This is a genomic window from Gilvibacter sediminis, from assembly GCF_028561565.1.
Classification (GTDB): Bacteria; Bacteroidota; Bacteroidia; order Flavobacteriales; family Flavobacteriaceae; genus Gilvibacter; species Gilvibacter sediminis.
Genome location: NZ_JAQQTE010000001.1, coordinates 545,566 through 560,738, shown reverse-complemented (window position 1 = coordinate 560,738; position 15,173 = coordinate 545,566). Strand labels below are relative to the sequence as shown.

Sequence of the window (15,173 nt, the reverse complement as noted above, 5' to 3'; positions counted from 1 at the left end):
ATGGCACCTTAGGACTTGGAGATGTGCTCTTTTTCTTTGCCTTCGCGGTAAGTTTTCCAACACTCAGTTTTCTAAATTTCTTTGTGTTTTCGCTTCTTTTTTCAGTGATAATTTCCTTATTTTTAAGACTCAAGTCTGGCTCGAAATATCTCCCCCTTGCCGGAACCATGGCCTTGTTCTTACTAGGTGTATACTTGAGTAATTGGTTTGGGTGGTCCCCCAACATATATCAGTAGTAGATGAGTGAATTTCAGCTTCCCGTATCGCTAAAACAGCGTATAGGTTCTAAAGAGGCCTTTCATTACCGTATTGTTCCTAAAGCCGGATCAAACGGTCACGTGGTGCTTCTCACCGATAGTGCTGATTTAACTTCCTTGGAGACTGAATTAAAAGTTGTTTTAGAATTCCCATTTACTTTAGAAGTATCATCAAAAGAGCTCATTAATAGTTTTTTATCAGCAAATTACCGAGAGTCAATTGGTGGGCGAGCGCTAACTCTTGGGGACCAAGATTTTCTTGAACAATTACTTACCTCTGCACAAGAGTTTGGGAGTAGTGATATTCACATTGAACCCTATGAGTCCTTTGGGAGAATTAGGTTTAGGCTTGATGGGAATCTGAAAACCCAATATGAGGTGCCGCTCACTAAGTATCCAGAGCTTGTTAATCAAATAAAGATTAAAGCAGATCTTGATATATCGCAAAAACGAATATCTCAAGACGGCCGTATTAGCATTAATGAAGGCAATAAGAATTACGACCTCAGGGTTTCTACAATGCCCACTTTGTATGGTGAAAAAGTGGTGCTTCGAATTCTTCAGCGCAATTCTGAAGCAGCTGACCTCAAAGATCTCGGATTTTCACGTGAAGAGCTGGCTACTTACTTGGAAGCTATTAAGGACCCCAATGGTATTATCTTGATTTCTGGTCCTACAGGATCTGGAAAAACGACTACTCTTTATGGTACTTTAAAGAAGCTAAATGAAGAGCGCTCTAATATTGTAACAATAGAAGATCCCATTGAGTATACTCTTGAAGGCATCAATCAAGTCCAACTGAAGGAGGACATAGGTTTTGATTTCCCTAAAGCATTACGCACCTTTTTGCGACAGGATCCAGACATAATTATGGTTGGTGAGATCCGTGATGAAAAGACGGCTAACATGGCGATAAAGGCTGCTTTAACGGGTCACTTAGTGCTCTCAACTATCCACACTAATTCAGCATGGGCTACCATCTCTCGTCTTATCGACATGGGAGTGCCATCGTACCTTCTCGCAGGTACATTATCTCTAAGTGTTGCTCAGCGACTAGTCAGAAAACTGTGTCCAAAGTGCAAACAACCTCATAGCGTAACCAGTAAAGATGTCCCAAGAGAATTTGACCTGAATACCATAACGGCGAGTTATAAGGCAGTTGGTTGTGAACACTGCTACTATACTGGGTATAAAGGACGAATAGCGGTGTATGAAGTACTTCCAATTGATGAAGAACTTGAGCTTTCAATCAGAGATAATCAACTTCAAATTGACGAATATTTAGAACGAAAAGAAATTAAAACCCTCAAAAGTAATGCGCTTCGTCTAGTCAATGCTGGAGTAACCAGTATCGATGAAGTCTACGCATTATTAAAATCGCATCAATGAAAAGACTCTTACTCGTAATATTTCTAGTTGCATATGTCTTCTCCGCCCATGGACAGAATGACACCCGGACACAAAGCATTAAAAATCAGCTGGAGATCCTTTCTGTTAGTACCCCGGGGCTGGATGAAACGCTCAATATTAGTATTTCAAACACCTCATTATCTACATTTTTACTAGCAATTGCAGACATCCACGGCTTAAATGTGAATGTCGATCCAGAGCTCGAATCCATTACGCTAATCAATAACTTCCCAAATGTTTCTGTAAAGGATATCCTCGTATTTCTAACCCAAGAGTATGAACTAGATATACGTTTTACCGGTAATATCATGTCGTTTAAAAAATACATGGCTCCAACAGCTGATGAACGTGTCGTGGGTGTCTTTTTTAAAGCGGATCGAAATACCATTAGTTTTGATTTGAAGAATGATAAGCTGGAGCGTGTATTTCGTAAAATAATGGATGAAACGGGCAAAAACTTGTTGTTTTCTCCGGGACTAGTAGCCACACCCCTAACGCTTTATCTAAACGATGTGAACCTAGATGTTGGCCTTGCCAAGCTTGCAGAGACAAATGGATTAAATCTGACGGTTTCCAGAGATGGGTTCTATGTTTTTGAAGCTGATTATAGCACCAATACAGCTCAGGCTGGAGCTCAAGGTGGTCAACGCCCACAAAGACGAATTGGTCGAAGTTTCTACTATCGCGTTCTTGATTCTGTTGCAGGTATAGTTGAAGTTGACCTTCAAAATACACCAATTGCAGATGTTATCTATACCTTAAGTGATGAGCTTGGTTTATCGGTTTTCACAGCCTCGCCACTCGATGGTGCGGGTGTTGCTAGCGTTAAGGCTAATGCCATTAGCTACGATTTGCTTTTGAATCGTATTTTCGAGAGTGCTGTCATTGATAGTCAAACAGCTTCTGGAACTACTCGAGGGGCAACTCAAAGCGCACCAACCTTTACCTTCCGTAGAGAAGATAATATCTATTATTACGGAACTGATGATCAGTTGACGTTAAAACAACTTGAGGTAATTCCGCTTCTTAATCGTTCGATAAATATTTTAGAGGACCCAAAACGTTCCTTCACCCAGCAACTCAACCAATCTTTTACTACAGGCTCATCGCGCTTTGGGGTTTCAACAGCGCAACCTGCAACTCAAAGTGGAGGGGTTCAAACAGGACTGGTATCAACTAAGAAATTATCTCTGGAAACCCTGATCCCAGAGAGCATACGTGAGGGACTCATTATAAAAACTGACTATCAGCTCAATAGTTTTGTGGTTAGCGGCCCTGGAGTGCAAGTAGCTCGTTTCAAAGAGTTTCTGGCTCAGATAGATCGAAAAGTTCCACTCATTTTAATTGAAGTAATGATTATGGAAGTGGATCGCACCGCTTTAGTTGAAGCGGGAGTTTCATTTGGACTAGGTGAAGAACCGTCTTCTACTTCTGGCTCAATATTCCCATCAACTGACATACGCTTGGGGTCTGATCGTGTGAACCGAATTATTGGTGGTTTTGATGGTTTTGGAAGTCTTAATCTAGGAAAGGTATTGCCCGAATTCTATGTTGATATCAAGGCTAATGAAACCAACGGTAATATTAAGATTTTATCTACTCCACAGCTAAGTGCATTGAATGGTCACAAGGCATATCTATCAACCAGTCAAACTACCTATTACACAATTACCAATCAAACGATCATCGGCAGCCAAAACCCGCAAACAAATACGATAGTAAACTATTTGCCAATCACCGCAGAATTAGCTCTTGAGTTTAATCCATTTGTTTCTGCAGATGGCCAAATTACGATGGATGTTCGAGTAGTTCAATCAAGTTTTAGTGGAACCAGAATCGCCGATGACGCTCCACCAGATATTAATACCAGAGAGTTTTCTTCAATTCTGATCATGAAAGACCAGGATGTTGCGGTGCTAGGTGGGATTGAACAAATCATTAAGGATGATACTGGGTCAGGCGTTCCTTTTTTGGCAAGAATTCCTGTCATTAAATGGCTTTTCAGTAAACGCCGAAGAGAAGATACCAAGAGAAATTTAACGGTCCTTATTAAACCAACAGTAATTCGTTAGTGATTAAAGGATTTAGGACATATGGTTTGTATGGCTCTAAATATGCCTGTATCGAGTTTTCAGAATTTGAAGGTATGCCCTTATATCATGCGCTCAAAGCGGATAGAAGGGAAAATTGGTTTACTGAGATTGCTGCATCGACACTTAAAAGTGATGAAGAACTTACTAATTGGATAGGAAAACAAAGGCACTGCACATTAGTCATAAATACCAATCAGGTCCTTATTAAGCATTTACCAAAGGAGTCTTCTTATTCGGAAGATTTGATATTGAAGGCTTTTCCGAGTATTCGCTTAGATGATTTTTACTTTGATGCAGTCAAAGGAAAAAGTGGCTTTTTTATTGCTATCTGTCGCAAAACCGCTGTTGAAAAAATAGTAGCCTCCCTAAATGAAAAGAATATAAATGTTGTTGGTGTCTCTCTTGGCTTTTCAAGCCTCAGTAGTATAAAATCTATTTTCAAGGAACCACACAAAATACCCTGTGCGTCGGGAACGGTTGACATTGATGATGAAGGAATCGTGAACTACGCTTCCGTGCCACAAAGGAGTGAAAAAGTCAAAATTCAATCAGACCAAATAGAATCAGCGCATTTAATCGCGCTCTCGGCACTTTCGAATTATTTAGTTGACAATCCATACACAAATCTGGCTAAGCTCGCTCAGAGTCTTAAAATAAGCTTCAGAGGCAAACAGATCTTCTCAAGAGGATGGAAAATTGCGGGGGCTTTTCTATTCACATTATTACTAATCAATGCAATTGTGTTTAATAGCCTTTACGCGAAAAAGCAAATGCTAACTGAGCAAGAGCAGCTAATTAAGACTCAACAAGAAAATTATGCCTCTCGAAAAAGCGATCTTGAGCAAAAAGAAGCAATAGTTAAATCAATACTTTCAAACTCAGGATCTAAGTCTTCATTTTATTTGAATCGAATTGTCGCCACTGTGCCAAATCATATTCAGCTAATTGAATTTACTTACCAGCCCCTGGTAGGAAGCATTCGTGCCGACAAAGAGATCAATATTCTCGGGGACCACATTTATATACATGGGACTACGAACAATCCAAAGAAATTTGCACAATGGATTTCTGATATTGAGCAATTGAGATTTATTTTAACTACTCAGGTTGATGGGTTTTCAGATGAATCGAGATCTTCTTCCATCTTCTCATTAACCATTAAACTTCAGCCTCAATGATCTTAGACCGCAAAATTCTTGTGCTTACCGGAGTGTTTGTTATGAGCTTTGTCTTATGCTATCAATTGGCATTTAAAAAGACATTATTGCTTTCTGAAGAGGTGACTCAGCTTGAACAAAATGGGGTTAGTTTAGCTAGTCTAGCGGAGCTAAATCTACAATTATCTCAACGGGAAAAGCACGCTGATTCAATCTTGGAGAATAATAATCTAAGGAATACAACTATACAAAATGGGCTCTTAGAATATCTTAACCAACAAAAAGATAATAGTTCAATTAAAATTGTTGAATTCGGTGAGCCTCATCGATTTGAAAATAATAATGGAACCGTAGTCTCTTACTCTTTTGAGTTAAGTGGAGATTACAACAAGCTTTTAGACATTGTATACGGCTTAGAACAAAACTTGAATATAGGCTCACTAGCCTTTGTTTCTTTCTACAAAAGCAAGAATTATCGAAAAAGAAGAGAAGTTTTAAAAATGAAAGTTATAATGCAATCACTAGAAAATAACTAACGTTCTAGATCCAAATCTTTATTTTTCATTCTGATATCTCTTAGTTCAGCTTTGCGTTTAACATGTGTTCTCTCTTGAGAAATTGAAAACCCCGCTCTTAAACCATCAATATAGATTGTTTCATTATCCGTTTCCAATAGAGATTTAATTAAGTCAGTCCTATATTGACCCAAAATAAATCCATGATTGACTCCTGTTACATATAGATCTTTCATATCAACTTTTCACATTTCGTTCTAGATATTCTATAATTGATTCTTGATCGTATAAAATAATCTTCCTCTGTGGCTGAGTGAATACTATTTCTTGATTATCCCGCAGTTTTTGGAGAGTCGTCTTACTTCTGATATTTAAAAGTTGCATAGCTTTCTCAGTATTAATCCACTTATCCTCTTTTACATCGTGCTTCTCTTTTATTCGAGTTACTACTTCTTCGACAAGCGCATAAAAAGCTTCATCTTGTAAACAAATCACTTTCATCTCCTGAATAAATCATTTCTCTTAAAATTAATAATTATACTGTGATTTACAATAGATTAAACTGCGTGCAAATTGTGTGCAAATGAAAATAAAAAAGGGCCTTACATTCCTGTAAGACCCTTCTAAATCTGGTGGAGAAGATCGGATTCGAACCGACGACCTCTTGACTGCCAGTCAAGCGCTCTAGCCAACTGAGCTACATCCCCATTGTGGGAAGCAAAAATAGTAAAATTTTATTCTTGCCCGCTTAAGATCAGCAAAGGTTTGCTGGTGTAAAAGTCTTTTTTCATAACTGCTGAGGTTTCCCACAGCTTTTGGAAGAATCCACGCTTTCTGCGGATCACGCAAAGCATGTCCGGATTGTTGGATTGGAAGTGCTCCAATACTCCTTGATAGATAGTAGCGTTTTCTGTGGTTTTGGTGTTGCTTTCCAATTCCTTTAATGCTTCATCGTGTTCTAGGTCATTCTCATCAGCATCTGGAGTGATCACGTGCAATACGTTGAGTTTAGCAGAGAATAGGTTCAGCATGGATTTAAGTGGGTCCAACAAACCTTCTTTTACGATTCTACCACTTTTAATGGCCATAAGGATCACTTCAACCTTTCTAAAGATATAATCTTGTGGGATCACCAAAACAGGAATGTCTGTTTCTTTGATGATCTTTCCGGTAATGCTGCCTAAGTAGACCTCATCTTTAATGTCAATACTCTGAGGAGAAACGATCATAAGATCTACCTCCAATTGATTGGCAATTCGGGTAATACCATCAAAAGGATCTCCTTTGATAGCACGAGCAAGTACTTCTACATCTCCCGTATCAACCGAGTCAATGATCTTTTGCAGTTGTGCTTCACTCTCTTCATGTAGCAACTCATTGACCTTGGTAAGACCCCCAACTTTAGAGAACTCTCTGTAAAGGTTTACGAGGTAAACTGTGGCTCCACTCATGGAGGCAAACTTTACAGCATAGTTCAAATTGTTGATTCCGTTTTCGGTGTTTCCAACCGGTACGATTATCTTCTTCATTTTGGTGGTGGGTTTAATTACCTTTACACAAAAGTAATGCGAATTAATGATTCGGCTCGCAAAAAAAGAAGAAATACCGCAAATACTGGCCCTCACAGCGGCTTGCGCTCAGGATATGATCTCCCGAGGCATCTATCAGTGGAATGCACATTACCCTTCAAAAGCAGCTTTTGAAAACGACTTAAAACGCAAAGAACTCTACCTTTTATTCCAAGATGACATCCTTGCGGGAACCATTACCATTTCCACCCTCAAGGATGAAGAATATCAAGAGATCGATTGGTTGACCAAAGACGCTAAACAGTACTATATTCATCGCCTGGCGGTGCATCCGCAATTCCAGGGACAAGGTTTGGCGCGTTCGCTTATGGATTTTGCAGAAGGTCTGGCCAAGGTCAATAATGTGACCTCCGTGCGTTTGGATACTTTTAGTCAAAACCATCGGAATCAAAAATTCTATGAAGCCCGTGGATATCAACGTTTGGGTAATATCTATTTCCCAAAACAGAGCGAGCATCCTTTTTACTGTTACGAACTGCCCTTAAACACTAAAGGTCTTGGTTGATATCTCGTTTAAAAGGATTCAGCAACTGGCGATTCCAGCAATTATTTCTGGTATTGCAGAACCGGTGTTATCTCTTACAGATACGGCCGTAGTTGGGAATATACCGGAGTTTGGAAAAGAATCCCTGGCAGCGGCTGGAATTGTGGGGACACTGCTCTCTACCTTTATTTGGGTGCTTGGGCAGTCACGGTCCGCAATCACAGCGATAATCAGTCAAAATTTAGGAGCAGGGAATTTGGAAAAACTCCGCAGCTTCCCGGCACAAGCAGTTTTTTTCAATGTGCTGACAAGCCTGATCATTTTGGCCTCAACCTATTTCTTTTCCCGTCAGATATTCATTCTAATGGAGGCAGACGGACGCATACTGGATTACAGTGTGGACTATTACAACATTCGTGTTTGGGGCTTCCCGCTAACGCTATACACCTTTGCCATCTTTGGGATTTTTAGAGGCCTGCAAAACACCTTTTGGCCGATGATTGTGGCCACAACGGGCGTGGTGGTTAACATCATTCTAGACTTTGCCTTGGTCTATGGTGTAGAAGGACTTATCGACCCCATGAACATTAAAGGCGCTGCTTGGGCCAGTTTGATCGCTCAGGCTGTGATGGCCATTTTAGTTACGGTTTTGCTCAAAACAAAAACCAAAGTTTCACTCCGCTTTAAAAAAACCCTCCACCCAGAAGTCAAGCGTTTGGTGAGTATGTGGGGGAACTTGGTGGTGCGCTCTTTAGCCTTGAACGCCGCTTTGATCTTGGCCGTTAGAGAGGCTACTTCTCTCGGGGATAATGAAATTGCGGGATATACCATTGCCATAAACCTCTGGCTTTTTGCGGCCTTTTTCTTAGACGGATACGGTGCGGCTGGGAATATACTTGGCGGGCGTTTGCTAGGAGGACAAGATTATAAAGGTTTGTGGTCACTCACCAAAAAGGTCTGCGGTTACAACTTGGTGGTCAGTGCAATCCTCATCACCGTTGGTATCATTTTCTACACGCCGTTGGGGGTATTATTCAATAAAGAACCCGAAGTGCTCGCTGTATACAACGATATCTTTTGGTATGTTTTAGTGTCGATGCCGATTAGTGCTATGGCTTTTACTTTAGATGCGGTCTTTAAAGGTTTGGGTGAGATGAAATACTTGCGTAACGTATTACTCGGCTCCACGATTTTAGGTTTCATCCCGACGCTATTCATCAGTAAGTATTTTGATCTGCAGATGGATGGGATCTGGTATGCGCTGCTGGTTTGGATCCTTTATCGCGCCTTGGCCTTGATTGTCAAGTATAAAAATAAGTACTACGTCTTGGCCAAAAAATAAAGCCCCGATCCAAAGACCGAGGCTTAGAACATTGAAGAGCTACTCTTCTATCACAACTTCCTGTGTTGTTTCCGCTATTACGTTGCCTTCCACATCAAAGGCAAGGATCTTAACCGGATAAGGAAAACCTATAGGTGCGGCTTCAAATACAATGTCGCCACGACCGTAGGTAGGTAAATCGCCATCTATCCCCATAAAAGACAAATTTACCTCTGTTTCTAGAGGGGCAGGCCCTTCAAAAGGTTCTTCAAAGATCACTGTCATGAACTCGATTGGGTTCGCATCAGCATCTCCAATAGTTAGTGCGGAAATGCTCATTTCATAAGCATCGCCTCCAGCCATGCTTTGAATAGCTAGAGTTCCAAAAGTGACTGGGTCCGTAGGTGTTGGCCCTGTTACATTGAATTCTGCTTCCAGAACGGCAATAACTTCTCCACCTTCATTGAAAACGCTCAATGGAACTTGATAGAAATCTCCAATACTTACATTTTCTATAGGCTGAGGATCTGATACGAATTCAAAGTCTAACTCCCCGGTTGCGTTCAATTTCACGCGACCTCCACCATCTAGTTCTGGCCATTCCACATAGCTGGCTTGTTCCACGTCAGTACCTTCTAGCTTCACGCGAATAACGCTGTTGCCGTTGGTGCGAACTCTGTGCTTGGTGTTTTTGATCTGAATGCCCTCCGGAGCCGTGTTTTCAATATTGACTACAAAAAGGTCGTCATCCATGATTTGTCCAAGCTCGTTTCTTACCTCAACAATAACTCCAACAGAATTGGTCTCTGGATTGATCTTACTACGAAGGTCCTCACCATCGTTATATTCAATAGATTCTGTCTCTGCTGAGAGTCCAGTAACTTCCTTAAAACTGTAAACGCGATCCGATGGTTCGTAACCAACGGTCTTGTCTTTCTCTAACATTCCATCTTCGCTAATGGCTGTGAAATAATAAGTGACAGTAGAAGAATCTGTGCTGTCAACAGCTTGGATCTTAGTTTTGATCTTATAAGCTCCTCTTGGGCCATTTTGCTTGATCTTAACGGACAAAATATCTACTCCATCATCGTCTTGAGGCGTTAACCAAAGTTCTTGTGGAGTCCCAACTTGTTGATCTTCCATATCATAAAAACTGATCTTTTGCTTGATTGGCCAGCCGTTCGGACTTCCATTTTCAAAGTCTAAACCATTAAAGATAAACTTTTTATCTTCTCCGTCAAAGGCAGTGGCCTCTGCAGAATAAATGTCAATTGTAGGGATAAATTCATTGGTGCTGAATACCTCTCCATCAATGCGTTGTACAAGGTCATTGATGTCTGCAACAACAGTGACTACTTTGTAGCCAAAGCGGGGGCGTTGCTTGAGTTTTCCTCTGCGGATAAAGGCATCAGCAGCTTTGCCGCGAACGGTTGTAGCGGTTTCTTCAGAGGATACTTCTTCTTGTAATAGTTCTTGCTCACAGCCTACCACAAAAAAGCTGATGGCAAAAAGGAGCATTAAATTTTTGATTAGTTTCATCGTGTGACGGTTTGATTATGGAAGCTAAGCTAGCCCTAATCAAGCCCTTAAGCGGTCGCGAATTGCTGAAATGTCAATTTGAATTGCTGAATCCCATCAGCCTAAAGAAACCTACAGATTACTGATAAAAGCAAAGAACTCATCCCGCTTGTCTCTGCTTATGGAAACCTGCTGGTCATTGTCCATAACAATATAACCACCATCACTTTTTACGTACTGTTTGATGTACTTGAGATTGATCAAATACGAACGATGTGGACGATAGAAATTGCTTTTCTCCTGTAGGGTTGGTACAAAGTTCTTGAGCGGTTTGCTCACCACCAACTCACCTGCTTGGGTGTAAAAAGTAGTATACATGCCTTCAGCCTTTAAAAGGATGATCTCATCTATGGGAACAAATTGGACTCCATCACTGACTGGCAAAGCGATCTTATTGAATTCTCCTTTAAGTAAAGTGCTTCTCAAAGACTCCAGCTTCTCATTGATCTGAGACTTGCCTAATAGGTTCACCGCTTTTTCAACGGCTTGTTTTACCTGAGCAGGCCTTACTGGTTTGAGCAAATAATCTACCGCGGCCAATTGAAAAGCTTCAATGGCGTATTCACTGTAGGCTGTGGTGAAAATGATCTCAAAATTGACCACATCTTTCTCTATGAATTCCAAGATCTCCAAACCAGAATGTTCCGGCATTTCAATATCCAGAAAGACAATACTGGGTTCCTGTTCTTTGATTATCTCAACACCAGACAACAAGTCTCCTGCCTCCAAAATCTCAGTGATCTTAGGACAATTCTCTTCAACAAGAATACGCAATAGGCGTCGCGCTTTGGGTTCGTCATCAATGATGATACACTTCATCACAATTCTTTTTTAATAGGAATGGACAATACAACTCGGGTTCCGCAGGCGATTCCTTCTTTATCAAAAAGGTCAATGGTCTCCACCCCGATCTTTTGAGATTTTTGGTAATTCAGCAGTTCCAATCGAGACTGCGTTGCCTTGGTGGCAAAGCCTTTTCGCTTGTTTTGGGTTTGCTGTTGGATCTCTTTTACCCGAGCTCTTCCCACACCATTGTCTTCAATTATGCAGCGCACGGTCTTTGCATCTTCCATCGCAAATTCAACTTTGAGCTGACGGTCTTGCTTTTTGTGCAACAAGCCGTGCTTTATGGCATTCTCCACATAGGGCTGGATGAGCATGGTTGGGATCTTGACGAATTCATCCGGGAGCTCCGGGTCTATTTCAACGCGGTAACTCAAAGAGTCTTCAAAACGAATGGCTTCCAATTCCAAATACATTTCTAAGGTGTCTACTTCTTCTTGTAGGCTGATAAAACCAGCGTCACTGTAGTTGAGATACTTGCGCATCAGATCGGCGAATTTACCCAGATAATCTCCGGCCAACTCCTTCTCATTGAGGATGATATATTCCTGAATAGAGTTGAGCGCATTGAAGATAAAATGCGGATTCATCTGTGCTTTTAGAGCTTTGAGCTCACTATCACGATACTGTTTTTCTAAGGCCAAGCGCTTTTGTGTCTCTCCGAGTTCTAGAGCAATGAGTTCTGCTTTTTTCTGAGCCCGACTTCGCCCAATATAGAAGATCCCTGAGCTTAGTAACAGCAAGGACATCACTCCTAAACCAATTAAATAATTGCGATTGCGTTTGCTTTCGATCTCTGCCTTTTCTTTGGCTGATTGAATCCTTTCGGTCTCGAATTTGGTCTCAGCCTCTGCGATGAGCTGTCGCTTTTCCATCCCGAAAATACTGTCCTTGAGCTTCACAAATTTCCGATTCTCTGTCATGGCCTGCTGCTGATTACCCAAGATCGAATAGGCTACAAAAAGATGTTGGTGGATCTTCATGAGAAAAAATAAATTCTCAGATTTTTGATAGCTCTTCAAAGCAGCTTTGTAAAATGGAATTGAATTCTCATGAAGCCCCATTATGGATGCTGCAGTGGCTTTGGTGTATTCTGCATAAGCGATATTGGCACTCTGAGAAAGCGGCTCATAATAGTTCATAGACTCATCCGCCAGGTTCAAAACACGGTTGTAAACCCCTTCGCGATCCTTTGCGGCATTGGATTTAGAAAAAAGCGTGTTTTTGAAATAGCGTGCCCGCTTTACGGCTACCAGTCCTAACCCTGTCTGTGATTTTGCAACAGAAAAGAACTTTTCGGCCTCATCCAAGTGCTGCTCGGCCTTTATGTACCGAGGATCTTCATAAAGGTTAGTATAAATATTGGCAAACTGCATATTGGCCCATCCCAATAAAAAGTGGTGCCTTTCTGGATCTAAAACCGCCAAGGCGCGCTGCATTTCCTCCAGAGCTTTTTCATAGATCTTTTGCTCTCTTAAAACCTCGGTCCGAGCTATTTGCAAATGGACAAAATCTTCTGTGTTTGGATGTTCTTCCAGCATTTCCAAGGCCTCCAAAAGCTTGATCATCGCATTTTTATAATCCCCGGCCAAGGTCAATTGCTCCCCTTGATTGATCAAGAGTTTGATCTGGTATTTAGGCATTGCGAATTGCTCGGTGATTTGCTCAGCTTCTTCTAAGAGTGCCTCATTGGCTTGGATGTTGCGCATATTGTTATACTGCATCATTCCATAAATTAGTTTGAGTCGCAAGGTGTCTTGCTGAGTATAACTTTCGATTTGTTCGGGAGCCTTATCCCAGTAATTTAGATCACTGGAAATGGCCTGCAACGGAAGCCATAAAATAAAAGCTAAGAGTCTAATGTGAGGAGGAATTTTGATCGGATTGTATTTTGAAGCCTCAATATCTTTATTTCTTCAGATATTCTCCAAGTCTTTCTGCTGAAATGTCTTTCTGAGCTTCTAAAAAGAATATTTGGCTGTTCTTTAGTACTTTTGCTGCTCTTAGTGGAGCGGACTTATGAGCAACATCAGAATCACCAAACAATTCTCTTTTGAAACAGGACATGCCCTTTGGGGTTATGACGGTAAATGCCGTAATGTACACGGGCACAGCTACAACCTTTATGTGACTGTGATTGGACAACCCATTACCGATCCAAATCACGTCAAACACGGGATGGTAATCGATTTTGGAGATCTAAAAAAGATCGTAAAAGAGGAGATCGTTGAGGTCTTTGATCACGCCACGGTTTTTAATAAGAACACCCCGCATGTTGAGCTGGCCAAAGAGCTGCAAGATCGCGGGCACAATGTGCTCTTGGTAGACTATCAACCCACCAGTGAAATGATGGTGATTGACTTTGCAGAAAAGATCGCGAAACGCCTGCCAAAAGACATCAAATTACATTCCTTAAAACTTCAAGAGACCGCAACCAGCTTTGCGGAATGGTTTGCTTCTGAGAACTAGAAGCGCATTTACTATCTTTAACCCATGCAAATTCCTGCAGGAAAGAAAATCTACTTTGCCAGTGACAACCACTTAGGCGCTCCAACGCCTGAGCAGAGTATGCCTCGCGAAAAGAAATTTGTGCGTTGGTTGGATGATGTAAAACAAGATGCTGCCGCAATTTTCTTGCTCGGAGATCTCTTTGATTTCTATTTTGAATATAAGACCGTCGTGCCAAAAGGCTTTGTTCGTGTGCTTGGCAAGTTGGCCGAGATTCGCGATAGCGGCATACCCATTTACTTCTTTGTGGGCAATCACGACCTTTGGATGAAATCCTATTTTGAGGATGAATTAAACATTCCAACTTACAGAGATAATGAGGAGTTTGAATTCAACGGGAAGAAGTTCCTTTTAGGACATGGAGACGGCAAGGGCCCTGGTGACAAGGGTTACAAACGCATGAAGAAAGTCTTCACCAATCCGTTTTTCAACTGGTTGTTTAGATGGCTACATCCAGACATAGGCATGCGGATCGCTCAGTATTTATCTGTGAAGAATAAACTCATCTCTGGAGACGAAGACAAGAAGTTCCTGGGAGAAGACGAGGAATGGTTAGTACAATACTGCAAGCGCAAACTGGAAACCAAACATTACGATTACCTCATCTTTGGTCACAGACACCTCCCTATGGAAATTCAGGTGGGTGATCACTCAAGGTATATCAATCTGGGTGATTGGATCAACCATTATACTTATGGTGAATTTGACGGCGAGTCCTTTTCTTTAAAGACTTTTGAGGCTGATTCTTAGTTAGTCAAAAGCGCGTAGGCGGTAATGGGATCCATACGGCCATCAGCATAAAAACCATTTTTAGTTTCAAAAGCCTCTAGAGCACTTGAGGTTGCAATTCTAAAGATACCATCGTGTTCCATCTCATAGCCCATTTTGATCAAAATGCCCTGCAATTCAAACACCAAGGGGCCTTGTTCACCCATACCAAAATCAAAGTCTTTCGGGCTTTGACTTAACCAGTCTAAAAGCATCTGATTTTTAGTTTTTTGACCTTCTGCAGACTTAGGCTCGTTCTGACCCAAGGACTTTATTTGCTGATTGGTCAAGCCTTGTTCTTTAAGAGAAGCAGATTCTTCTAGCTTTGCCTCTAAGGCTTTTACCGAGGCCATCAGCTCCTCATATTTTACCAAAGCCTCTTGGGTAGCCGCGTTATCTTTTTTGGGGGCTCTTACATCGATACCGTGAAAACTCCACATTTGTGCTGCATAACCATTTAGTCGCGCAACGGCTCTATAATAGTCCGTTACTACATTTGCATCAAAGTAATTGAGATCGATGGGTTTATTGGCTTGGTATTCAGACCCGGGCGGGTTGAACCTCTTGTATTTACTGTAAGCGTTGTAGCCCATAATTCCCACTATAATGAGCAACAAAAAAATGATGATCTGTTTCATCCCCCTAAAAAT

The 15,173-nt window shown here is 41.3% G+C and carries 15 protein-coding genes and 1 tRNA gene; 8 read left to right on the top strand and 8 right to left on the bottom strand.

Going from position 1 to position 15,173, the window contains the following annotated elements; genetic code table 11:
• The first annotated feature begins 239 nt into the window (after positions 1–239).
• From POW22_RS02550 to POW22_RS02535, 4 genes are read left to right on the top strand one after another with little or no spacing between them, the layout of a single operon-like run.
• The gene (locus tag POW22_RS02550) at positions 240–1,646 is read left to right on the top strand and encodes a GspE/PulE family protein (RefSeq protein ID WP_272830975.1); all 1,407 of its coding nucleotides are present in this window, start codon (positions 240–242) and stop codon (positions 1,644–1,646) included.
• Entirely contained in the window at positions 1,643–3,739 is a 2,097-nt protein-coding gene (locus tag POW22_RS02545) for a type II secretion system protein GspD (RefSeq protein WP_272830974.1), read from the top strand. The genes POW22_RS02550 and POW22_RS02545 overlap by 4 nt, the downstream gene beginning before the upstream one ends.
• Positions 3,739–4,938: a hypothetical protein gene (locus POW22_RS02540; protein ID WP_272830973.1), complete on the top strand. Its 1,200-nt coding sequence runs from the start codon at positions 3,739–3,741 to the stop codon at positions 4,936–4,938. Before POW22_RS02545 ends, POW22_RS02540 begins: the two co-directional genes overlap by 1 nt.
• On the top strand, positions 4,935–5,453 hold the full coding sequence (locus POW22_RS02535; protein WP_272830972.1) for a hypothetical protein: 519 nt from the start codon (positions 4,935–4,937) through the stop codon (positions 5,451–5,453). Before POW22_RS02540 ends, POW22_RS02535 begins: the two co-directional genes overlap by 4 nt.
• On the opposite strand, the gene POW22_RS02530 is transcribed toward POW22_RS02535, so the two are convergent.
• The 4 genes from POW22_RS02530 to POW22_RS02515 form a co-directional block, all read right to left on the bottom strand.
• Positions 5,450–5,668 (bottom strand): hypothetical protein, encoded by a 219-nt coding sequence (locus tag POW22_RS02530; RefSeq protein WP_272830971.1) that lies wholly within the window; start codon positions 5,666–5,668, stop codon positions 5,450–5,452. The two genes, POW22_RS02535 and POW22_RS02530, sit on opposite strands and share 4 nt — an antisense overlap.
• Position 5,669: 1 nt before the next feature.
• Entirely contained in the window at positions 5,670–5,933 is a 264-nt protein-coding gene (locus tag POW22_RS02525) for a helix-turn-helix domain-containing protein (protein ID WP_272830970.1), read from the bottom strand.
• 129 nt (positions 5,934–6,062) lie between these two features.
• A tRNA-Ala gene (locus POW22_RS02520) sits at positions 6,063–6,139 on the bottom strand.
• A 27-nt stretch (positions 6,140–6,166) separates the two neighbouring features.
• Positions 6,167–6,961 (bottom strand): universal stress protein, encoded by a 795-nt coding sequence (locus tag POW22_RS02515; protein ID WP_272830969.1) that lies wholly within the window; start codon positions 6,959–6,961, stop codon positions 6,167–6,169.
• Positions 6,962–7,007: 46 nt separating this feature from the next.
• Between POW22_RS02515 and POW22_RS02510 the strand changes: the two genes are divergently transcribed.
• Complete coding sequence (locus tag POW22_RS02510) at positions 7,008–7,526, top strand: GNAT family N-acetyltransferase (RefSeq protein ID WP_272830968.1); 519 nt, start codon at positions 7,008–7,010, stop codon at positions 7,524–7,526.
• Positions 7,519–8,847 carry an MATE family efflux transporter gene (locus POW22_RS02505; protein ID WP_272830966.1) on the top strand — a complete coding sequence of 443 codons (1,329 nt, stop codon included), beginning with the start codon at positions 7,519–7,521 and terminating at the stop codon, positions 8,845–8,847. The genes POW22_RS02510 and POW22_RS02505 overlap by 8 nt, the downstream gene beginning before the upstream one ends.
• A gap of 39 nt (positions 8,848–8,886) precedes the next feature.
• On the opposite strand, the gene POW22_RS02500 is transcribed toward POW22_RS02505, so the two are convergent.
• The 3 genes from POW22_RS02500 to POW22_RS02490 form a co-directional block, all read right to left on the bottom strand.
• Positions 8,887–10,365, bottom strand: coding sequence for a hypothetical protein (locus POW22_RS02500; RefSeq protein ID WP_272830964.1), 1,479 nt, complete (start codon positions 10,363–10,365; stop codon positions 8,887–8,889).
• A gap of 111 nt (positions 10,366–10,476) precedes the next feature.
• Entirely contained in the window at positions 10,477–11,223 is a 747-nt protein-coding gene (locus tag POW22_RS02495; protein WP_272830962.1) for a LytR/AlgR family response regulator transcription factor, read from the bottom strand.
• Complete coding sequence (locus POW22_RS02490; protein ID WP_272830960.1) at positions 11,223–12,998, bottom strand: sensor histidine kinase; 1,776 nt, start codon at positions 12,996–12,998, stop codon at positions 11,223–11,225. Before POW22_RS02490 ends, POW22_RS02495 begins: the two co-directional genes overlap by 1 nt.
• A gap of 268 nt (positions 12,999–13,266) precedes the next feature.
• Between POW22_RS02490 and POW22_RS02485 the strand changes: the two genes are divergently transcribed.
• Positions 13,267–13,716, top strand: coding sequence for a 6-pyruvoyl trahydropterin synthase family protein (locus tag POW22_RS02485; protein ID WP_272830958.1), 450 nt, complete (start codon positions 13,267–13,269; stop codon positions 13,714–13,716).
• Between the two features lie 24 nt (positions 13,717–13,740).
• On the top strand, positions 13,741–14,505 hold the full coding sequence (locus tag POW22_RS02480) for a UDP-2,3-diacylglucosamine diphosphatase (protein WP_272830957.1): 765 nt from the start codon (positions 13,741–13,743) through the stop codon (positions 14,503–14,505).
• On the opposite strand, the gene POW22_RS02475 is transcribed toward POW22_RS02480, so the two are convergent.
• Positions 14,502–15,161 carry a peptidoglycan-binding domain-containing protein gene (locus POW22_RS02475; protein WP_272830956.1) on the bottom strand — a complete coding sequence of 220 codons (660 nt, stop codon included), beginning with the start codon at positions 15,159–15,161 and terminating at the stop codon, positions 14,502–14,504. The two genes, POW22_RS02480 and POW22_RS02475, sit on opposite strands and share 4 nt — an antisense overlap.
• Positions 15,162–15,173 lie beyond the last annotated feature (12 nt).